Raw genomic sequence first — 19,662 nt, 5'->3', positions numbered from 1 at the left:
CATGCTGCCGGCAAGGTCTTCACGATCGGCTTCGAAGCAGCACCCAAGCAGCACTGCCCCCACTCCGTACGGTCGATGACCTGGCCTCTCCAAGGAGGTGACAGCCGCCGGCCTGTGGTGCCTTCGCCTGCTCCGGCCCCCATGGCGCTCGCCGGGCCGGATCGGGGTCACGCTCCGGCACTCCACGATCGCTGACCTCGGGCATGTGCACGAGCCTGCTCCCCGAGGTCGACCAGGCAGCCGCAGAAGCCGTGACCCAGTTGGTGCCTCGTGCCCGGCCGTCCGTCTCCTGACCTGGGATGACGGGCCATCCGCTCACGCACGAGCCCGGAAACGGCTGAGCGCCCCACCTGGCCGAAACCGGGTGGGGCGCTCAGGAGCAGGTCGGAGGGGTCAACCCCCGCCCGTGAGCGGTAGGCCATGTCGGACTCGAACCGACAACCAACGGATTAAAAGTCCGCTGCTCTGCCAATTGAGCTAATGGCCCTCCAGGTGCTCACCCCAGAGCATAGCCGGACAGCGCCGGTCAGCCGATCGGGTATCGACTGACCGGCCTGTCGCCGTCAGTTCAGCGGCGTACCGGGGGGCGGGCGGCGGACGGGACGCCGGTCACCTTGACCGCCCCGGAGGTCCTGACCTCGGCGCCCTGGCCGTCGGCCGGGCGGGCCACGAGCGTCCACTCGTACTCGCCGGTGAAGAGGTACGTGCCGGCCGGGGACTTGCCGTCCCACGAGGGGGCGATCACACCGCGCGCCTCGCCGCCGGTGCGCACGACCGTGGTGATGCCGGACGTCCTGTTGCGCACCATCAGCTTCCACGACGCGACCGGCTTGGACAGCCACCAGCGGGCCTGCCAGGTCTTCGCCTGCCTGAAGTCCACGGTGGCGGCGAGGTCCTGGTCGATCACCGCGAGCGGGGAGGCCTGGCCGGCGACCCCGACCAGGTGCACGGTCTCGCTCGCGTCCGTGTAGGCCAGGCGGCCGCCGAACCGGTCGATGGTCCAGTCGGTGCCGAACGAGCCGACGTTCGCGGTGATGTCGGGCTCGCGGACCGGCGCGCCGGAGCGCAGGTTGGTGATCTCCAGGCCGGCGCCCGCCCGGTGCACGAGGTAGCCGTCGCCGAGCCGCACCTGGAAGGCCTCGGGGGTGAAGGGCAGCGGGATCCGCTTCCTGGTGGGCGCGTGGTAGGCGGCCGCGGCGTCTCCGTAGGAGGAGCAGGTGGAGTAGAACCAGTCGCCGTTCACCTTGAGCTCGAAGGGACGGCAGCCGGAACCGAGGTCGACCCGCTGCGTGACCTGGCCGGTCCGCAGATCGGTCCCGGTCACGACCCCCTTGTCACCCTCGGGAGCCCACAGGGTGGAGCCCCACAGCACGGACTGCGCCACGGCCTTGGCGTCGAGGATCCGTCCGGCGTCGATGTCGGCGACGAAGTAGCGCAGGGCGGAGTTCTCGGTCGCCGCGAAGAGCACGTAGCGGCCGGAGGCCTGCTCCAGCTGGACGGGTTGCAGCCACGTCTTGTGGGGCAGCGGCACCTGGCGGATCGAGCCGCCGGCGCCCGCGTCGATCACGTTCAGCGCGATTCCGCAGCCCCGGCACATGGGGTCGCCCGCGTCGACGGCCGACAGCGAGACGAACCGGCCGTCGCCCGTCGCGACGCTCCGCGCGGCGGGGGCGTCCTGGAGCCCGCACAGCTGGAGGTTGACGGTCGCGTCGCACTTCCAGGTGGGGGTCTGGGACACCGAGGGGGTGCCGGACACCGAGGCCGTGTATCCCTGGACGCTCTTCTGCGGGTCCTCCTGGCTCACGGCGAGCCGGCCCTGGGCGAAGGTGAGCCCGACACGGTTCGCCGGGTTCGGCGGAAGGTCCCTGACCTTCTTCACCACGGGAGCTCCGTCGGAGCCCGCCGTGATGCGGTGGATTCCCCAGTGGCTGGAGTCGGTGCCGCCGGCGAGGTAGGCGGACCCGTCGGCTCCGGGCGTGATCGGGTCGGTCCCGGTGCGCGGCAGCAGGGTCCGCGTCGCTCCGCCCGCGAGCGGCGCCGCGACCAGGCCCTCCGGGACCCGGGCGAGCAGCCAGTCCCCCACGGGCTGGACGGACCCGATCGACGCCGGGAACAGGTCGACGGTGCGGGTCACCTTGCCGTCGGCGCGCGAACGCAGCGTCACCTTGCCCGAGTTCTCCATCGCGATCCACTGCGCGCCGAGACCGAACGTGACGTGGGTCGTCTCCGTGACACCGTCCGGCAGCGGCACGGGGCGCAGGGTCGCCGTGGCGAAGTCGACCAGCGCGACGCTCTCGCCGCCCTTGCCGTTCAAGTACGAGACCAGTGCGCCCTTCTGGTCGAAGGCCCGCACCTGGAAGGCGTACATCCCGAACCGGTCCGGCGACGTGACGACCACGTCCTTGCGCGGCTCCTCCGCCCGGCCGATCAGGTGCAGCGTGACCCAGCCGACCTGGTCCACCTCGGTGGCGAGCACCTGGGACGGCGAGAAGGCCTTCGTCCAGGCACGGCCCGCGGGGGCGGCCAGCGTCTCGCTCCTGCCGGTGGCGAAGTCGTGCAGGGCCATCGGCCCCGCCGCCCCGCCGCTGCCGGCCTTCTCGCAGGCGACGGTGTCGCCGGAAGCCGCGGACCAGACGTCCGAGCCGTACACGACCTGGCAGCCCGTGTACGAGGCTTCGCGGCCGTCCTGCAGGCTGCGCCAGAGATAACTTGTGTCCCGCCACATCGCCAGACCGGTACCGGCGCCCGAGACGTACTCGTGGGCCGGATCCTGGTGCGGCGGCGGAGGGATCGTCAGGTCTGCGGTCGGCGTCGGCCCGGCCGTGGCCGGTACGGCCGTCACCCCACCGAGTCCGATGGCCAAGGCGAGCGCGGCGGCGCCCAGCACACGTGACCGTCTCAAAGAAGTCCCCCCCAGGAAGTGCGCGGGGGCGGTCGCGGGTTTCGCGTTGCCGTGCCCCCGCCGCAAAAAGTGTGTGGATCGTAGCAACACGCGGCAGGGCCCCCACGACCGCGGTCGTGGGGGCCCTGTCAGGGGGTTCAGCTCAGCTGGGGTCAGCCGTTGCGCTTCCAGCGCGGCTTGTCGTCACGGCGGCCGCCGAAGCCGCCGGCGGAGCCGGAGCCGGAGCCGGACGGACGGTGGTCGTCACGACGGCCGTAGGGACGGTCGCCGGCGCCACCGGCGCGGAAGCCGCCGGAGGGACGGTCGTCACGACGGTCACGGGTGAACGGACGGTCGCCACCGGAGCGGAAGCCGCCGGAGGGGCGGTCGTCACGGTTGTAGGTGCCGTTGCCCGTGGCCGGACGGTCGCCACCGGAACGGAAGCCACCGGAGGGACGGTCGTCGCGGCGGAAGCCACCACGCTCGCCACCACGGTCGTCACGGTTGAAGCCACCGGACGGACGGTCGTCGCGGCGGAAGCCACCACCGGACGGACGGTCGCCACCGGAACGGAAACCACCGGACGGACGGTCGTCGCGGCGGAAGCCACCACGCTCGCCACCACGGTCATCACGGTTGAAGCCACCCGAGGGACGGTCGTCGCGACGGAAGCCACCACCGGACGGACGGTCGCCACCGGAACGGAAACCACCGGAGGGACGGTCGTCGCGGCGGAAGCCACCACGCTCGCCACCACGGTCATCACGGTTGAAGCCACCGGACGGACGGCCGCCGCGGTCACCGCGGTCGTCTCGGCGGAAGCCGCCACGGTCGCCGCCGCGGTCGCCACGGTCGCCGCGGTTGTCGCGACGCTCGAAGTTGCCGCGGTCGTCGCGCTGGGTGCGCTGCTCCTCGCGGCGCTCCTGGGCGGCGATCTCGGCGGCAGCGGCTGCGGCAGCAGCCGCGACCTCGGCCTCGGCGGCCTCGGCCACCTCGGCGACAGCGGCCTCCGGGTCCTCGCCGCGCTCACGGGCGGAGCGGGCGACCAGGCGGTCGGCCTCCTCGCGGAGCTCGACGGCACGGCGCGACAGGCGCTCCAGCTGCTTGGTGAGCTCGGCGACCTCGCGCTCGGCCTGCTTGGCGGCGTTGTTCGCGGAGTCGGCCTGGACCTCGGTCAGCGAACGGGCACCGGTGATCTCGGCGACCTCGGGCTCGAAGGCGCCGGCGCCCTGGACGATGTGGCGCGAGGCGTCGACGCCCGCGTCCTCCATCAGGCGGAAGATCTGGCGGCGCTGGTGCGGCAGGGCGAGGGAGACCACGACGCCCGACTTGCCGGCACGGGCGGTACGGCCCGAACGGTGCAGGTAGTCCTTGTGGTCGCCGGCCGGGTCCACGTTCAGGACCAGGTCGATGCCGTCGACGTGGATGCCGCGGGCGGCGACGTCGGTCGCGACGAGCGCGTTGACGTAGCCGTCCTTGAAGTCGGCGAGGACGCGGGTACGGGCGCCCTGCGTCATGCCGCCGTGCAGTGCGTCGGCCTTCACGCCGGCCTCGACGAGCTGCTCGGCGATGCGGTCGGCGCCCAGCTGGGTGCGGACGAAGATGATGGTGCGGCCCTTGCGGGCGGCGATGGCGGCCGTGACCGGCGCCTTGTCCTTCGGCTTCACGACGAGGACGTGGTGCGTCATGGTCGTGACGTTGCCCTGGGCGCTGTCGACCTCGTGCGTGACGGGGTTGGACAGGTAGCGCTTGACCAGGGTGCCGATCTCGTTCTCCATGGTGGCGGAGAAGAGCATGCGCTGGCCGCCGCCGGGGATCTGGTCGAGCAGCTCGGTGACCTCGGGCAGGAAGCCCAGGTCGGCCATCTGGTCGGCCTCGTCGAGGACGGCGATCTTGACGTTCTCGAGGGAGCAGGCGCCGCGGTTGATGATGTCGCGCAGACGGCCCGGGGTGGCGACGAGGACGTCGACACCGCGCTCCAGGGCGTAGATCTGGTTGCTCATGGAGGTACCGCCGCAGACGACCTTCATCTTCAGGCCGAGCACGTCGCCGTAGGGCTGGAGGGCGTCCGCGACCTGCATCGCGAGCTCACGGGTCGGCGTGAGGATGATCGCGCGGGGCTTCTTCTTCTCGGTGTGACCGCCGGCCAGGGAGGCCAGGGTCGGCAGACCGAAGGAGAGGGTCTTGCCGGAGCCGGTGCGGCCACGGCCCAGGATGTCCTTGCCGGCCAGGGCGTCCGGGATGGTCGCGGCCTGGATCGGGAAGGGGGCGGTGACGCCGTTCTGGGCGAGCTTGCGCACGATGCCCTCGGGCAGACCGAGGTCTCCGAAGGTGATCGAGGGCTCGGCGTCCGCGTCGGCGTCGTCGAAGTCGGTGTCGGTGTCGGCGTCGATGGAGTCCTCGACGGACTCACCGTTCGTCACGTCGGCCTCAAGGGCCTCGATGATCTCGTCGGCCTCTGCGGCCTCGATGGCCTCGGTGACCACAAGGGCCTCGGCGTCGACGATCTCGTTGGAGTCGTTCTCGGGCATGACGGAACGGTCAGAACTGGAAATGGACATGCGAAATGCGAAACCTTCCGGAGTCTCGGCACGCGCCCAAACTCCGTGAATCGCAAATCGACCGCCTCAATGCGGTCAGCCACGGCTAGGGAGAGTACGCGCCACACGGCGCTCTTCGGATTCGGCGCCGGGCAATGGGATCAAACGATCTATAACCATACGCACCCTCCCCCGGGTCTGGCAAGTCAGTCCGACCGAAGTGCGTCTGACCTGCGAAAACAGTCCGCACCCGGCCACCCCGTCCGACCCCGGAGGCCCCGGGAGGGGCCCCGGCGACCCTAGGACTGGGGCGCCGGCTGGGTCGGCGGATCGGGTTGCGGAGTCGGCGGGTCCGGCGTGGGTTCCGTCACAGGGGGCGTCGTCGCCGGGGGCTGCGGAGTCGGGCTGGCCGGCTGCTGCCCACCGCCGGAGCCGCCCGATCCGCCGGAGCCCCCGGAGCCGCCCGACCCGCCGGATCCACCCGCGCCGCCCGAAGCACCCGCCGGGGGCTGCTGCGGGCCCTGCCCGCCCGCGCCGCCCGAAGCGCCCGCCGACGGCGCGGGCACGCCCGGCCGGCCGCTCGGCGCGCCCGGGCCGGGCGAGGCCCCGGTCGCGCCGGAGGCCTTGCCGTCCTCCTTGGGCCTGCCGTCCTGGTTCCCCGTACCGTCCTTCGTGCCGTGCCCGTTGCCGTGGACCCCGGAGCCCCGCCCGGACACGGACGCGCCCGCCTCGGCGCCGCTTCGGCGGTCCGCCGACGAGGAGGGACCGGGCTTCGCCGCGTCCTCGCCGACGCTCATGCAGCCGGCCGTCGCCGCGACCGCGAGCGCGGTGACGGCCAATCGGAGGGAAGCGGACAACTGGCGCACGGGGGCACCTCCGGAGCCTGAGGGTGAGAGTCCGCATGAGCGGGTCAATGTGCCCAACTCCCTTCGACCCGCTGGGGACACGCCCTCGGCGCCCTCAGCCGAACAGCTGCTCCGCCACCTGCGACCCGAGGTGCACCGCGCCGAGCCCCACCAGCACCGACATCACCACGTTCGCCCCCGCCAGGAACCGGTGGCCGCGCTCGGCCAGCCGCAGCGTCTCGTACGAGAACGTCGAGTACGTGCTCAGCGCCCCGCACAGCCCGGTCCCCAGGAGCAGTTGGAGCCGCGAGGAGGCGGCCCCCGCCAGCAGCGCGCCGGTCAGCACGCCGAGCAGCAGGCAGGCGCCCGCGTTGACCACGAAGGTGCCCCACGGGAAGACGGAGTCGTGCCGCGCCTGCACCGTACGGTCCGTCAGGTAGCGCAGCGGCGCCCCGACGACCGCGCCCACCACGACGAGCAGCCAGTTCACCGGGCGGCCCGGCCCGGCCGCCGTCCGCCGCCGTCCCCGACCGCGCGCCGGGTCACCGCGGCCGCCGCCCACACCGCGCCCAGCGCCGCCACCACCGTGAGTCCGGCGTAGGCCAGCGCGGCCCCCGCCCGCCCCTCGTCGAGGAGCCGCGAGAAGTCCACCGCGTAGGTGGAGAAGGTGGTGAAGCCGCCCAGCACCCCGACCCCGGCGAAGGGCCGCAGCAGCGGATGCGGCGCGCTCCGACCGCCTTCGCTGATCAGGACCATCAGTACGCCGATCAGCGCGCACCCGGACGTGTTGATCCACAGGGTCGCCCACGGGAAGGCCCCGGGCCCGGCCGGCCACAACAGGGCGACCCCGTACCGCGCCGCGGCCCCGACGGCCCCGCCCGCCGCCACCGCCGCGAGCACCCGGCCCTGCGGCTCGGCGCGCTGCGCGGGGACGTGCAGGTCGACGTCCGGGTCGATCGCCTCGGCGCCGGGGACCGGCCGGGTCACCCGTACCCCAGCGCGTGCAGCCGCTCGTCGTCGATCCCGAAGTGGTGGGCGATCTCGTGCACCACGGTGACCTCCGTCTCCGCGACCACGCTCTCCCGGTCCTCACACATCCGCAAGGTGGGGTTGCGGTAGATGGTGATCCGGTCCGGCAGCACCCCGGCGTACCACTCGCCGCGGTCCGTCAGGGGAGTCCCCTCGTACAGGCCGAGCAGCTCGGGGTCGTCGGCGGGCGGTTCGTCCTCGACGAACACCGCCACGTTGTCCATCAGCCGCGTCAGCTCCGGCGGGATCCGGTCCAGCGCCTCTGCGACGAGCTCTTCGAACTCCTCGCGCGTCATCTCCAGCACCCGGTCATTGTCCCTCCGGTGGGGGCGCCTCCCGCTTGCGGGGGAGAAACCGTTTTGGCGATAGCTCCCCGGATCCCATATGCTTCTCACGTCCCCGACGCGCTGAAGAAGTGCCCGGCGGGCCTTTAGCCCTCATCGTCTAGTGGCCCAGGACGCCGCCCTTTCAAGGCGGTAGCACGGGTTCGAATCCCGTTGGGGGTACGCATTACCGTGTGCAAGACTTGTTCTCGCACACTGCAAGGTCCTGTGGAGCAGTTGGTTAGCTCGCCACCCTGTCAAGGTGGAGGTCGCGGGTTCAAGTCCCGTCAGGATCGCTGAAGCCGGAAACGGTTTCGTGGCTGGGTAGCTCAGTTGGTACGAGCGATCGCCTGAAAAGCGATAGGTCGCCGGTTCGACCCCGGCCCCAGCCACCATCAAGAAGGCCCCGTCCATCGGACGGGGCCTTCTGTGGTTACTCCTCCTCGGCCCGCGCCGCCGTCCGCGACCTGCGGTGCCACTGCACCAGGCCGACGGCGAGGGCGCCCGCCGCGACCAGCCCGAGCAGCGCCCAGTCCGGGACCGCGTCGGCCACGGAGCCGACCCACTGCTCCACCGCGAACGAGTCGTCCACGTCCAGCAGCCCCGGCAGCGCGCTCGCCCCGTCGTAGACGAGGAACAGCGCGCCCAGGGTGATGAAGAACAGCCCGGACAGCAGCGAGGTGGTGTGCAGCTCGAAGCGGCCCACCGTGCACGTCCGTCCGCGCAGCCAGCGCCGCCGGCCCAGCTCGAACCTCTCCCACAGCAGGGCCATCAGGAAGAGGGGCACCGCCATGCCCAGCGCGTAGACCGCCAGCAGCAGGCCGCCGTAGACGGGGCTGCCGCTGACCGCCGCGACCGTCAGGACGCTGCCCAGGATCGGCCCGGCGCAGAAGCCGGCCAGTCCGTAGACCGCACCGAGCGCGTACACCGACAGGGCGGTGGTCGGCCGGATCCGGCCCGACAGCTCCGAGATCCGCTGCGAGGCGAAGCCCAGGCCCAGGATCTGCGCGAGCCCGAGCGCGATGATCAGCCAGCCGCCCGCGAGGACGAGCAGGTCGCGGTTGCCGTGGAAGAACCGCCCGGCGTACGAGCCGGCCGCCCCCAGCGGTACGAGGGTGCTCGCGAGGCCCGCGTAGAAGATCCCGGTGCGCGCCAACAGCCGGGAGGCGGAGTCGATCGAGTACGCGAAGAAGGCCGGCAGGAGCAGCGCGCTGCACGGGCTGAGCAGCGCGAGCAGGCCGCCCAGCAGGGCGGCCAGGTAGCCGATGTCGGTCACCGCTTCGCCGCCGCGGCCTTGGCCTCGGCGATGGCGGCCGTGAAGGTGGCGAGCGGCCGGGCGCCGGCGATGGGCTTGCCGTCGAGCAGGAACGACGGGGTGGAGGTGACACCGATGCGGTAGCCCTCCTCCTGGTCCTTGCGCAGCGCCGCCGCGGCCTGCTCGCCGGCCATGTCCGTCTTGAAGCGCTCCAGGTCGGGGACCCCGGCCTCCCGGGCCAGCTCCACGAGCCGGGCCTCGGCGAAGCCCTTCTCCTTGGAGCCGTCGGCGTACGCGGCCGCGTGGAAGGCGGTGAACCGGTCCTGCTGCCCGGCCGCCCAGGCGGCCTTGGCGGCGGCCTCGGAGTCGGCGCCGAAGATCGGGAAGTTGCGCCACTCGATGCGCAGGGTGCCGTCCTCGACGTACTTCTTCACCAGTTCGGGTTCGGTGTCCCGCGCGAACTTGCCGCAGTAGCCGCACTTGAAGTCGGAGTACTCGATGAGAACGACGGGCGCGTCGGCACGGCCCACGGCCAGTTTGTCGCCGGACTCGCGGCGGGCCAGTGCCCTGAGCTCGGCGGCGGGGTCGGTCCGGGACGCGGCGGCCGCGGAGGAATCGGCGGGGCGCTTCTCGGCGGGGGCGGTGGCCTGCCAGGAGACGAGGCCGAGGGTGATCGCGGCGACGGCGACCCCGGCGGCGTACAGGAGGGGCTTGCGCGAGGAGGAAGAGGAGGAAGAGGAGGAGGAACGGGAGGAGGAAGAGGACACGCGGGTGCTCCAGTGCTGCGGGTGGTGAGAGGGACCGGTGGGGGGCGGCCCTCCTAGACCCGCATCACGGACAGCTCCACCGGGCCGGGCGCCGGCCGGTCCGGACCGCGTACGAGGACGCGTACGGGCATCGGCACGCACGGCCGCGCCCCCTCGGGCAGCGGCCGCGCCGGCGGTACGTGCGCGTGCTCGCCCCCGGCCCGGGCCGGGGCGGCGGGGAGCCCGCCGTGGTCGTGGGATCCGGGGTCGCAGGCCGGACCGCCGCCGTCGGGGGCTGCCGGGAATCCGGAGGCGACGGCCACCGGCGGGCCCGGGGCCGCCTCCAGGACCGCCGCCAGGACCGCCGCCGGGCCCGCCGGGGCGGGTGCGGGAGCGGGCGCGGCCGGGAGCAGCACCGCGAGAACCGCCACCACCACTGCCGTGGCCGCCAGGCCGGCCCACACCGTCAGGGCGGCGCGGGACAGGGGACGGCGACGGGGCAAGGTGGGCTGCCTCTCATACGTACGGCTGACTGAGTCGTCCCGAAATGGTACGGGTCCGCCCGACAAATGCGTTCGCCACCCGGAGGGCCCAGGTGAGATCCTCGATCAGGTATGTCTACTTCCTTCGCCGCCCTGCAGACGCTTCTCGGTGAGATCTCCCTCCGTGACGCGCACCGCCTCGGCCGCCGCCTCGAAGGCGCCCGCCGTATCCGCAAGCCCGAGGCCAAGCAGGCCGTGCTCGACGAGATCGCCGCGGAGGCCGAGAAGGCCGCCGCGCGACTGGCCGGGCGCGCCTCGCGGATGCCGGAGGTCACGTATCCCGAGAACCTGCCCGTCAGCCAGAAGAAGGACGAGATCGCCGAGGCGATACGCGACCACCAGGTCGTGATCGTCGCCGGTGAGACCGGCTCCGGCAAGACCACGCAGATCCCCAAGATCTGCATGGAGCTGGGCCGCGGCGTCCGGGGCATGATCGGGCACACCCAGCCCCGCCGGATCGCCGCCCGCACGGTCGCGGAGCGCATCGCCGAGGAGCTGAAGTCCGAGATCGGCCGGACGGTCGGCTGGAAGGTCCGGTTCACCGACCAGGTGGACCAGGACGCGACCTTCGTGAAGCTGATGACGGACGGCATCCTGCTCGCCGAGATCCAGACGGACCGCGAGCTGCGCGCCTACGACACGATCATCATCGACGAGGCCCACGAGCGGTCCCTCAACATCGACTTCCTGCTCGGCTACCTGGCCACGCTGCTGCCCAAGCGCCCCGACCTCAAGGTGATCATCACCTCGGCGACGATCGACCCCGAGCGCTTCTCCCGGCACTTCGGCGACGCGCCGATCGTCGAGGTCAGCGGGCGGACGTACCCGGTGGAGGTCCGCTACCGGCCGCTCCTCGAAGAGGATTCCGAGGACAGCGACCGCGACCAGATCACCGCGATCTGCGAGGCCGTGGACGAGCTCCAGTCCGAGGGCGCGGGCGACATCCTGGTCTTCCTCTCCGGCGAGCGCGAGATCCGCGACACGGCGGACGCCCTGAACAAGCGCAATCTGCGGTTCACCGAAGTGCTGCCGCTCTACGCCCGCCTCTCGCACGCCGAACAGCACCGCGTCTTCCAGCAGCACACCGGCCGCCGGATCGTCCTCGCCACGAACGTCGCCGAGACCTCCCTGACCGTCCCGGGCATCAAGTACGTGATCGACCCGGGCACCGCCCGGATCTCCCGCTACAGCCACCGCACCAAGGTCCAGCGGCTCCCGATCGAGCGGATCTCACAGGCCAGCGCCAACCAGCGCAAGGGCCGCTGCGGCCGTACCTCCGACGGCATCTGCATCCGGCTGTACTCCGAGGACGACTTCGAGGCCCGCCCCGAGTTCACCGACGCCGAGATCCTGCGCACCAACCTGGCCTCCGTCATCCTCCAGATGACCGCGGCCGGCCTCGGCGAGATCGAGAAGTTCCCCTTCATCGACCCGCCGGACCACCGCAACATCCGCGACGGCGTGCAGCTCCTCCAGGAGCTCGGGGCGCTCGACCCGGCCGAGAAGGACCCCACCAAGCGGCTCACCCAGATGGGCCGCCAGCTCTCCCAGCTCCCGGTGGACCCGCGGCTCGCCCGCATGGTCATCGAGGCCGACAAGAACAACTGCGTCCGCGAGGTCATGGTCATCGCGGCGGCCCTGTCCATCCAGGACCCGCGCGAGCGGCCTTCGGACAAGCAGACCCAGGCCGACCAGAACCACGCCCGCTTCAAGGACGAGACCAGCGACTTCCTCTCGTACCTGAACATGTGGCGCTACGTCCGCGAGCAGCAGAAGGAGCGCGGCTCCTCCTCCTTCCGCCGGATGTGCAAGCAGGAGTACCTGAACTTCCTGCGGATCCGCGAGTGGCAGGACATCTACTCGCAGCTGCGCACGGTCGCCAAGTCGATGGGCATCCACGTCAACGAGGCCGACGCCCCCGAGCAGGTCATCCACGTCTCGCTGCTGGCCGGTCTGCTGTCCCACATCGGGCTCAAGGACACCGACAAGAACGAGTACCTGGGAGCCCGCTCGGCCAAGTTCGCGATCTTCCCCGGCTCCTCGCTCTTCAAGAAGCAGCCGAAGTTCGTGATGTCGGCCGAGCTGGTGGAGACCTCGCGGCTGTGGGCCCGGGTGAACGCCAAGGTGGAGCCCGAGTGGGTGGAGCCGCTGGCCCAGCACCTGATCAAGCGCACGTACAGCGAGCCGCACTGGGAGAAGGACCAGGCGGCCGTGATGGCGTACGAGAAGGTCACGCTGTACGGCGTGCCGATCGTCGCCCAGCGGAAGATCAACTACGGCCGGATCGATCCCGAGGTCTCGCGCGAGCTCTTCATCCGCAACGCGCTGGTCGAGGGCGACTGGCGCACGCACCACAAGTTCTACGCGGACAACCGCAAGCTCCTCACCGAGGTGGAGGAGCTGGAGAACCGGGCCCGGCGCCGCGACATCGTCGTGGACGACGAGACCCTCTTCGACTTCTACGACCAGAAGATCCCCGCCCACGTGGTCTCCGGGGCGCACTTCGACTCGTGGTGGAAGCACAAGAAGCGCGAGGAGCCCGAACTCCTCGACTTCGAGCGGGAGATGCTGCTCACGGAGAAGGCGGCCGGGGTCACCAAGGCCGACTACCCGGACACCTGGCGGCAGGGGCAGCTGAAGTTCCGGGTGACCTACCAGTTCGAGCCGGGCGCGGACGCGGACGGCGTGACCGTCCACATCCCGCTCCAGGTGCTGAACCAGGTCACCGACGAGGGCTTCGACTGGCAGATCCCGGGCCTGCGCGAGGAGGTCGTCACCGAGCTCATCCGCTCGCTGCCGAAGCCGATCCGCCGGCACTACGTGCCCGCGCCGAACTTCGCGACGCGGTTCCTCGACACGGCAGTGCCCCTGCAGGAGCCGCTGCCCGTCACGCTGGCGCGCGAGCTCCAGCGGATGGTGGGGGTCCCGGTCTCGGCCGAGGACTTCGACCTCGGCCGGATCCCGGACCACCTGAAGATCACCTTCCGGATCGTCGACGAGCGCCGCAAGAACCTCGCCGAGGACAAGGACCTCGAAGCCCTGCGGCTGAAGCTGAAGCCCAAGGCCCGCCAGGCCCTCTCCAAGGCCGCCGCGGCCACCGCCGAGCGGGCGGGCGGGGAATCGGTGGAGCGGACCGGGCTGACGGACTGGACGATCGGCACGCTGACCAAGGTGTTCGAGACCCGCCGGGCCGGGCAGCCGGTGAAGGCGTACCCGGCGCTGGTGGACGAGGGCACGAGCGTGTCCGTACGGCTCTTCGACACCGAGGCCGAGCAGCAGCAGGCGATGTGGCTGGGCACGCGGCGGCTCATCCTGCTGAACATCCCGGTGAACCCGGCGAAGTTCGCCTCGGACCACCTGACCAACCAGCAGAAGCTCGCGCTGTCCAGGAACCCGCACGGCTCCATCCAGGCCCTGTTCGACGACTGCGCGACCGCGGCGACCGACAAGCTGATCGCGGACCACGGCGGCCCCGCGTGGGACGAGGCGGGCTTCCGGCGGCTCTACGAGGCGGTCCGCGCCGACCTCGTGGACACGACCGTGCGGACGGTGAGCCAGGTCCAGCAGGTGCTGGCCGCCTGGCAGGCCTGTGAGCGCCGCCTGAAGGCCACCAACAGCCTCGCCCTGGTCGGCAACGTCCAGGACGTCAGGACGCAGCTGGCGGCGCTCGTGCCGGCCGGGTTCGTCACCCTCACCGGGCTGCGCCGGCTGCCGGACCTGATGCGCTATCTGGTGGCGGTGGACCGGCGGCTCCAGCAGATGCCCACGGGCGTCCAGCGCGACACCACGCGCATGGAGAAGGTCCACGAGATGCAGGACGAGTACGCCTGGCTGCTGGAGCAGTTGCCGAAGGGGCGGCCGGTGCCGGAGGCGGTCACCGACATCCGCTGGATGATCGAGGAGCTGCGGGTCAGCTACTTCGCGCACGCCCTCGGGACGGCCTATCCGATCTCCGACAAGAGGATCGTGAAGGCGGTGGACGCGGCGGCCCCGCCGTCGGCCAGGTGATCCGGTTCGACTGCACCCCCTGAGCTGCGGTACAGTCTGATTCGCAGCCGCCGAGCGGCCGCAAATCAAGGACCTGTGGAGCAGTTGGTTAGCTCGCCACCCTGTCAAGGTGGAGGTCGCGGGTTCAAGTCCCGTCAGGTTCGCAGAAACGTCAGGGCCCGCATCCCCCCAGGGATGCGGGCCCTGACGCGTTGGTGGGCCAACACCCGGGCGCCCGGCGGCTCCGGGGCCGCCACGGGCCCGCGCGGTGCCGGTACGCGACCCGCACGCGGGCGGTGGGCAGTCCGTACGAGCGCGAGGCCGACGCCGGCGCCAGGGCCCCGCTCGCGGGAGCCGTGAGGGCCGCGGGGGCCTTGGTGTCCCCGTGACGGCTCCGACGGGAGAATCCCCCGTTCGCGTGAGGCGTCGTGCGAGGCACGTCCCCTTTACGGGGTGCGTGAGCGGATATACAAGAGTGATCATCTGTGACGGGTGTCACCGCATGAGTTTTTGCGACCCATACTTTTATCGCATCCCTACGCCCGCTCGATTTAATATGTGCAATGGCACCCACCCCCCGCCGAGCCCCGCGCAATGGTCCGCACCGCCCTGACCTGGGCATAAAAAAGATCGCGCTGGACCCGGCGGAGTCCAGCGCGATCGAACGACAGGATCCTGTTGGGGCAGGCTCCGTCGTATGAAGCTATGTGGGTTTCATCGGATTGGGGGACCCGATATAGACCCGTCAAAACGGGGTGTTAACGCGACCTCAGGCCTCGCTGCGCTGCTGCGGAATTCCCGCGAGCAGCGCGCGAACCTCGGCCTCGCGGTATCGGCGGTGTCCACCCAGGGTGCGGATGGACGTGAGCTTGCCAGCCTTGGCCCAGCGGGTGACCGTCTTCGGGTCCACGCGGAACATCGTGGCAACCTCAGCCGGGGTCAGCAGCGGCTCGGCATCAGGGGTGCGAGCGGTCATGAGCGGCCTCCTCGGGAGAACCGAACCATCTCGGTTCTTTCCTCTAAATTCTGCACCTTGGCCCACGTTGCCCGAAATGGACATACGCGGGCCGAGTCGGTTATAGGACGAACGGCTTGTCCTCGGCACTACAACTACACCATCCGTCCAGCCTCGACGGCCAAACCGACGGAATTGCCCTCCGAGGTGTTCATCAGCGGCGGAAGCCGATGGACCGTCCCATAACGGACAGTCACCCCACTGTGACGATCAGTCACAGAGTGATCAGGAGTCGCCAGACCCCCCGTAGAGCGCAATGCCGAGCATTCCGCCCTTAGTTGGGCGGAAGGAACCCTCCCCGGACTCCTTGTCCTATTTTGGCACGAGGGTAGGGGAAGGGCGCAAGGGTGTGGTTAGTGCGGTCCGTCACGCTTGGGCCAATGGCCCGTATCGGGACGTAGGTCCTGGCACTACGTCCCAAATCTTACGATCAGGGCTCTGATCAGCCATTATTGACCGATCGACCGATACGCCACAGTACGTACGCGGGCCCTGGGGGAGAAAAAAGCCACACAGGCCACTTTCGGCCTAATTCGCGAAAAGTCGCTCCCGAACCGCCCGCCAGCGCTCCGCCAGCTCCCCGTACGCCTCGGACGCCCCCTCCCGGTCCCCGGCCCGCAGGGCCGCGATCCCCGCCGCCAGGTCGCCGGCCGAGCGGTCGGCCGCCAGCCGGTCCGCCGGCAGGGCGTGCAGCAGCCCGCCGTAGTCCAGCTCGACCATCGACCTCGGGTGGAACTCCTCCAGCCAGCTCCCGACCTCCACCAGGCCCTCGGCGAGCATCCCGTACCCCTCCGCGTCGCGCAGGGTCCGCAGGGCCCGGGCGAGCCGCCGGCGGGCCTGCACCATCGGCGTCCGGTAGCGCAGCCGCTCGCCCGGCACGTAGTCACGCTCCTCGTCGGCCACGAGGACGAACCAGCGCAGCGGGATCTGCCAGACGCCCGTCCGGATCCAGGGGCGCGCGTCCGGGTTCCGCTCGCGCCAGCGTTCGTACTCCTCGGCCGCCTGCCTACGCGTCCCCGGCGGCAGCGCGGCGTCCAGCACGGGAAGCGGGAAGGAGGCGACCAGTTCCTCCAGCGCCAGCCAACCGCGGAGCCGGGTGCGCCACGGGCAGACCAGCAGCACGCCGCCCACCTCCGCCGTGAAGGCGTCCGCGCTCTCGTGCGCCGGCACCCCCACCACGGGGACCCGCACCAAATCCGTGAGCGACCTGCGCAGTTCGTCCTGGGCGGTCGGGGTCGCCCCGCGCCGGGCGTAGGCGGCCCAGTGCGTGCGCTCCGGCTCCGCGAAGGCGGCCAGGGGCTCGTAGACGCGCAGGTACGAGGCGTACGGGACGGTCGGCGCCGAGCGCGCGGACGGCAGCAGGGGTTCGGAGGATTCGCTCACGCTCTCGTACTCCCCTCTTTGCGGGTCCGGTTCACCTCCGGGGGCTCCCGGCCCGGCCCCCGGGGGCCTCGTACTCCGAGTGTGTTCCGATCCCCGGACAGATCGCCTACGCGGGGCCCGGAGGTCTTACTCTGCTCCCAGCACGCCCTCCCCCACCCGCAGGGCGGGCGTCTTTCCGCCGCATCTCTTCCATGGGAGTCACCACCGTGACCGAAATGACCGACGGCGTCCTGCACACCCTGTTCCGCACGGAACAGGGCGGTCACGAGCAAGTCGTGCTGTGCCAGGACCGAGCCTCCGGCCTGAAGGCCGTCATCGCGATCCACTCCACCGCCCTGGGCCCGGCCCTCGGCGGTACGCGCTTCCACGCGTACGCCTCGGACGAGGAGGCCGTCCTCGACGCGCTGAACCTCGCGCGCGGCATGTCGTACAAGAACGCCCTCGCCGGTCTCGACCTCGGCGGCGGCAAGGCCGTCATCATCGGCGACCCCGACGTCATCAAGAGCGAGGAACTGCTCCGGGCCTACGGCCGGTTCGTGGAGTCCCTCGGCGGCCGCTACGTGACCGCCTGCGACGTCGGCACCTACGTGGCCGACATGGACGTCGTGGCCCGCGAGACCCGCTGGGCGACCGGCCGCTCCCCCGAGAACGGCGGCGCGGGCGACTCCTCGGTCCTCACCGCCTTCGGCGTCTTCCAGGGCATGCGCGCCAGTGCCCAGCACCAGTGGGGCGACCCGACGCTGCGCGACCGCAAGGTCGCCGTGGCCGGTGTCGGCAAGGTCGGCCACTACCTGGTCGAGCACCTGCTGGCGGACGGCGCCCAGGTCGTGATCACGGACGTGCGCGAGGAGTCGGTGCGCCGGATCCTCGACAAGCACCCGGGCAAGGTCACCGCGGTCGCCGACACGGACGCGCTGATCCGCGTCGAGGGCCTGGACATCTACGCCCCCTGCGCGCTCGGCGGCGCCCTGAACGACGACACGGTGCCCGCCCTCACCGCCAAGATCGTCTGCGGTGCGGCGAACAACCAGCTCGCGCACCCGGGCATCGAGAAGGACCTCGCGGACCGCGGCATCCTCTACGCGCCCGACTACGTGGTCAACGCCGGTGGCGTCATCCAGGTCGCCGACGAGCTGCACGGCTTCGACTTCGACCGCTGCAAGGCCAAGGCCACGAAGATCTTCGACACCACGCTGGAGATCTTTGCTCGCGCGAAGGCGGATGGCATCCCGCCGGCCGCCGCGGCCGACCGGATCGCCGAGCAGCGGATGGCGGACGCCCGCGCCGCCCGCGCCCTCTAGGCCCCCTTCGGGCCCTCGGGTGCGCCCGCCGGGGTGCGGCGAGACGGAACTCACTGCACTTCGGCGGGTCGCCCGCCAGGAAAAGGTTAAAATCGCAGCTGACCAGCGAGGACGGGGCGCCTTGTTGGTTCTGCACCGGGGCGCGTCATGCGGGCGGCGTACCGTATGGCCGCGGAAGCAGGTACCGTTAAACCCCTACGGACGGTCTCTCCACGGAGAGCCCGCTCCGAACCATGAACGCGTGTCAGACTCTGGGGCCGTCGAGCCCCGTCACCGAGGGGGTCGAGCCATGGGGCGCGGCCGGGCAAAGGCCAAGCAGACGAAGGTCGCCCGCCAGCTGAAGTACAGCAGCGGCGGGACTGACTTGTCGCGTCTGGCCAACGAGCTGGGCGCATCGACCGCGGAACCGCTGCCAGTCAGCGAGCCGGTCGAGGTAGACGACGACGAGCTGGACGAGGACGACCCGTACGCTCGGTACGCGGAGCTCTACAACCGCGATGACGACGACGAGGACGAAGAGTCCGGTCCGTCGGCTCACCGCCGTGGGGCTTGACGCGCGGATCCTTCTGCACGGCAGCATCTGCGTCTGACAAAACATCGAAACCCGGTCCGGGGCCTGCGCCCCGGACCGGGTTTCCGTGCTGCTCAGCCCGCGTAGGACCCGGTCAGCGTCGCGCCCTCGGCGTGGTCGCCGCGGTCCAGGATCTCGCCGGCGACCCAGGCGTCGACGCCCCTGTCGGCCAGCGCGGTCAGGGCCACGTCCACCGACTCCTGCGGGACCACGGCCATCATGCCGACGCCCATGTTCAGGGTCTTCTCCAGCTCCAGCTGCTCCACCTGCCCGGCCTTGCCCACCAGGTCGAAGATCGCGCCGGGGGTCCAGGTCGAACGGTCGACCGTGGCGTGCAGGTGGTCCGGGATGACCCGGGCCAGGTTGGCCGCGAGGCCGCCGCCGGTGATGTGCGAGTAGGCGTGCACCTCGGCCGTACGGGTGAGCGCCATGCAGTCCAGCGAGTAGATCTTGGTGGGCTCCAGGAGCTCCTCGCCCAGGGTGCGGCCGAGCTCCTCGACGTGCTGGTCCAGGGACATCCCGGCCCGGTCGAAGAGGACGTGCCGGACGAGCGAGTACCCGTTCGAGTGAAGGCCGGACGACGCCATCGCGATGACGGCGTCACCCGTACGGATGCGATCCGCGCCGAGCAGGCGGTCGTACTCGACGACACCGGTGCCGGCGCCCGCCACGTCGAAGTCGTCCGGGCCCAGCAGGCCGGGGTGCTCGGCGGTCTCGCCGCCCACCAGGGCGCAGCCGGCGAGGACACAGCCCTCGGCGATGCCCTTGACGATGGCCGCGACACGCTCGGGGTGGACCTTGCCCACGCAGATGTAGTCGGTCATGAAGAGCGGCTCGGCGCCGCAGACGACGATGTCGTCCATGACCATCGCGACCAGGTCGTGGCCGATGGTGTCGTACACGCCGAGCTGACGGGCGATGTCCACCTTGGTGCCGACGCCGTCGGTCGCGGAGGCGAGCAGCGGGCGCTCGTAGCGCTTGAGGGCGGAGGCGTCGAAGAGGCCGGCGAAGCCGCCGAGGCCACCGAGGACCTCGGGGCGCTGCGTCTTCTTCACCCACTCCTTCATCAGTTCGACGGCGCGGTCGCCCGCTTCGATGTCCACGCCTGCGGCTGCGTAGCTGGCACCGGTGGTCTTCTCTGTCATGACAGGAGAGAGCTTTCGTGTCGTTACTGCGTGTGGTGCTGGGCCCCCGGAGAAGCCTCAAAGAGAGGGCCCAGCGCAGGTTGAGCAGGGCGAACCGAG

Annotated in this window: 15 protein-coding genes and 5 tRNA genes; 7 read left to right on the top strand and 13 right to left on the bottom strand. The window is 71.1% G+C overall.

The features are described from left to right. Window positions 1-414: 414 nt before the first annotated feature. The 7 genes from ACFYP3_RS22885 to ACFYP3_RS22855 all read right to left on the bottom strand — a co-directional run bounded on the left by ACFYP3_RS22885 (window position 415) and on the right by ACFYP3_RS22855 (window position 7,600). Window positions 415-487 (bottom strand) — tRNA-Lys (locus tag ACFYP3_RS22885). An 81-nt stretch (window positions 488-568) separates the two neighbouring features. Then, window positions 569-2,902, bottom strand: coding sequence for a hypothetical protein (locus ACFYP3_RS22880; RefSeq protein WP_388835423.1), 2,334 nt, complete (start codon window positions 2,900-2,902; stop codon window positions 569-571). A gap of 152 nt (window positions 2,903-3,054) precedes the next feature. After that, the gene (locus ACFYP3_RS22875) at window positions 3,055-5,442 is read right to left on the bottom strand and encodes a DEAD/DEAH box helicase (protein ID WP_388835420.1); all 2,388 of its coding nucleotides are present in this window, start codon (window positions 5,440-5,442) and stop codon (window positions 3,055-3,057) included. Window positions 5,443-5,720: 278 nt separating this feature from the next. Then, window positions 5,721-6,287 carry a hypothetical protein gene (locus tag ACFYP3_RS22870; RefSeq protein ID WP_388835417.1) on the bottom strand — a complete coding sequence of 189 codons (567 nt, stop codon included), beginning with the start codon at window positions 6,285-6,287 and terminating at the stop codon, window positions 5,721-5,723. 94 nt (window positions 6,288-6,381) lie between these two features. Then, complete coding sequence (crcB, locus tag ACFYP3_RS22865; protein WP_388835415.1) at window positions 6,382-6,756, bottom strand: fluoride efflux transporter CrcB; 375 nt, start codon at window positions 6,754-6,756, stop codon at window positions 6,382-6,384. Continuing rightward, window positions 6,753-7,253 (bottom strand): CrcB family protein, encoded by a 501-nt coding sequence (locus tag ACFYP3_RS22860; protein WP_388835412.1) that lies wholly within the window; start codon window positions 7,251-7,253, stop codon window positions 6,753-6,755. The genes crcB and ACFYP3_RS22860 overlap by 4 nt, the downstream gene beginning before the upstream one ends. Then, window positions 7,250-7,600, bottom strand: coding sequence for a metallopeptidase family protein (locus ACFYP3_RS22855; protein WP_030012899.1), 351 nt, complete (start codon window positions 7,598-7,600; stop codon window positions 7,250-7,252). Before ACFYP3_RS22855 ends, ACFYP3_RS22860 begins: the two co-directional genes overlap by 4 nt. Window positions 7,601-7,728: 128 nt before the next feature. Between ACFYP3_RS22855 and ACFYP3_RS22850 the strand changes: the two genes are divergently transcribed. The 3 genes from ACFYP3_RS22850 to ACFYP3_RS22840 all read left to right on the top strand — a co-directional run bounded on the left by ACFYP3_RS22850 (window position 7,729) and on the right by ACFYP3_RS22840 (window position 8,013). Beyond that, window positions 7,729-7,801 (top strand) — tRNA-Glu (locus tag ACFYP3_RS22850). Between the two features lie 39 nt (window positions 7,802-7,840). Beyond that, window positions 7,841-7,914 (top strand) — tRNA-Asp (locus tag ACFYP3_RS22845). 22 nt (window positions 7,915-7,936) lie between these two features. Continuing rightward, window positions 7,937-8,013: transfer RNA gene (locus ACFYP3_RS22840), tRNA-Phe, on the top strand. Between the two features lie 38 nt (window positions 8,014-8,051). On the opposite strand, the gene ACFYP3_RS22835 is transcribed toward ACFYP3_RS22840, so the two are convergent. The 3 genes from ACFYP3_RS22835 to ACFYP3_RS22825 are packed head-to-tail and all read right to left on the bottom strand — an operon-like array spanning window position 8,052 to window position 10,122. Further along, window positions 8,052-8,894, bottom strand: coding sequence for a cytochrome c biogenesis CcdA family protein (locus ACFYP3_RS22835; protein WP_388835409.1), 843 nt, complete (start codon window positions 8,892-8,894; stop codon window positions 8,052-8,054). Then, window positions 8,891-9,640 carry a DsbA family protein gene (locus tag ACFYP3_RS22830; RefSeq protein WP_388835406.1) on the bottom strand — a complete coding sequence of 250 codons (750 nt, stop codon included), beginning with the start codon at window positions 9,638-9,640 and terminating at the stop codon, window positions 8,891-8,893. Before ACFYP3_RS22830 ends, ACFYP3_RS22835 begins: the two co-directional genes overlap by 4 nt. Window positions 9,641-9,693: 53 nt before the next feature. Continuing rightward, window positions 9,694-10,122: a hypothetical protein gene (locus ACFYP3_RS22825; protein WP_388835403.1), complete on the bottom strand. Its 429-nt coding sequence runs from the start codon at window positions 10,120-10,122 to the stop codon at window positions 9,694-9,696. A 111-nt stretch (window positions 10,123-10,233) separates the two neighbouring features. On the opposite strand from ACFYP3_RS22825, the gene hrpA reads away from it, so the two are divergent. Next, window positions 10,234-14,169: an ATP-dependent RNA helicase HrpA gene (hrpA, locus tag ACFYP3_RS22820; RefSeq protein ID WP_388835401.1), complete on the top strand. Its 3,936-nt coding sequence runs from the start codon at window positions 10,234-10,236 to the stop codon at window positions 14,167-14,169. A gap of 69 nt (window positions 14,170-14,238) precedes the next feature. Further along, window positions 14,239-14,312 (top strand) — tRNA-Asp (locus ACFYP3_RS22815). A gap of 605 nt (window positions 14,313-14,917) precedes the next feature. On the opposite strand, the gene bldC is transcribed toward ACFYP3_RS22815, so the two are convergent. Then, entirely contained in the window at window positions 14,918-15,124 is a 207-nt protein-coding gene (gene bldC / locus ACFYP3_RS22810) for a developmental transcriptional regulator BldC (protein ID WP_003949541.1), read from the bottom strand. Window positions 15,125-15,691: 567 nt separating this feature from the next. Then, window positions 15,692-16,546 carry a hypothetical protein gene (locus ACFYP3_RS22805; protein WP_388835398.1) on the bottom strand — a complete coding sequence of 285 codons (855 nt, stop codon included), beginning with the start codon at window positions 16,544-16,546 and terminating at the stop codon, window positions 15,692-15,694. Between the two features lie 206 nt (window positions 16,547-16,752). Here ACFYP3_RS22805 and ACFYP3_RS22800 point away from each other — a divergent pair, with 206 nt between their 5' ends. Together ACFYP3_RS22800 and ACFYP3_RS22795 are read left to right on the top strand one after the other, a co-directional pair. Then, window positions 16,753-17,847, top strand: coding sequence for a Leu/Phe/Val dehydrogenase (locus tag ACFYP3_RS22800; protein ID WP_388835395.1), 1,095 nt, complete (start codon window positions 16,753-16,755; stop codon window positions 17,845-17,847). A 289-nt stretch (window positions 17,848-18,136) separates the two neighbouring features. Next, window positions 18,137-18,400, top strand: coding sequence for a DUF3073 domain-containing protein (locus ACFYP3_RS22795; RefSeq protein WP_319723731.1), 264 nt, complete (start codon window positions 18,137-18,139; stop codon window positions 18,398-18,400). 92 nt (window positions 18,401-18,492) lie between these two features. On the opposite strand, the gene purM is transcribed toward ACFYP3_RS22795, so the two are convergent. Beyond that, window positions 18,493-19,563: a phosphoribosylformylglycinamidine cyclo-ligase gene (gene purM / locus ACFYP3_RS22790; protein ID WP_365468382.1), complete on the bottom strand. Its 1,071-nt coding sequence runs from the start codon at window positions 19,561-19,563 to the stop codon at window positions 18,493-18,495. Between the last annotated feature and the right edge of the window lie 99 nt (window positions 19,564-19,662).

This window comes from Streptomyces sp. NPDC005533, from assembly GCF_042871845.1.
In the GTDB taxonomy this organism is placed as follows: domain Bacteria; phylum Actinomycetota; class Actinomycetes; order Streptomycetales; family Streptomycetaceae; genus Streptomyces.
This window is presented reverse-complemented; position numbering and strand designations above follow the sequence as displayed.

Excerpts from the sequence above, each read along its gene's own strand:
- ACFYP3_RS22875 (WP_388835420.1), bottom strand. The coding sequence starts at position 5,442 with ATGTCCATTTCCAGTTCTGACCGTTCCGTCATGCCCGAGAACGACTCC.
- hrpA (WP_388835401.1), top strand. The coding sequence starts at position 10,234 with ATGTCTACTTCCTTCGCCGCCCTGCAGACGCTTCTCGGTGAGATCTCC.
- bldC (WP_003949541.1), bottom strand. The coding sequence starts at position 15,124 with ATGACCGCTCGCACCCCTGATGCCGAGCCGCTGCTGACCCCGGCTGAG.
- ACFYP3_RS22795 (WP_319723731.1), top strand. The coding sequence starts at position 18,137 with ATGGGGCGCGGCCGGGCAAAGGCCAAGCAGACGAAGGTCGCCCGCCAG.
- purM (WP_365468382.1), bottom strand. The coding sequence starts at position 19,563 with ATGACAGAGAAGACCACCGGTGCCAGCTACGCAGCCGCAGGCGTGGAC.